We start from the raw sequence: 573 nt of genomic DNA on the forward strand, positions 1-573 counted from the left end.
CTCCGAAAGAGGAACCAAAACCAGAGGAACCAGCTCAACCAGAAGAGCCTAAGATTGACTACGACAAGGCAATGGCAAGCTTGGCAGAGGCTATTCAAAACAAGACCAAGGAACTAGGCAACGATAAGGAAGCTAAGAAGAAACTAGTTGAGTTGTCAGAACAAGCTCTTGTATCTATCCAAGAAGCTAAGACTCAAGATGCAGTAGATAAAGCTTTGCAAGCAGCTCTAACATCTATCAACCAGCTTCAAGCGACTCCGAAAGAGGAACCAAAACCAGAGGAACCAGCCCAACCAGAAGAGCCTAAGATTGACTACGACAAGGCAATGGCAAGTTTGGCGGAGGCTATTCAAAACAAGACCAAGGAACTAGGTGACGATAAGGAAGCTAAGAAGAAACTAGTCGAGTTATCAGAGCAAGCCATCGCAGCCATCGAAGCAGCCGAAACTCAAGATGCGGTAGACAAAGCCTTGCAAGCAGCTCTAACTTCTATCAACCAGCTTCAAGCGACTCCGAAAGAGGAACCAAAACCAGAGGAACCAGCCCAACCAGAAGAGCCTAAGATTGACTACG

General features: G+C 46.6%; 1 pseudogene. It reads left to right on the forward strand.

The features are described from left to right. Positions 1–573 (forward strand): annotated as a pseudogene (locus QM911_RS09920) (hypothetical protein); the annotation flags it as partial.

The organism is Streptococcus infantis, from assembly GCF_047460825.1.
GTDB classification, from domain to species: domain Bacteria; phylum Bacillota; class Bacilli; order Lactobacillales; family Streptococcaceae; genus Streptococcus; species Streptococcus infantis_V.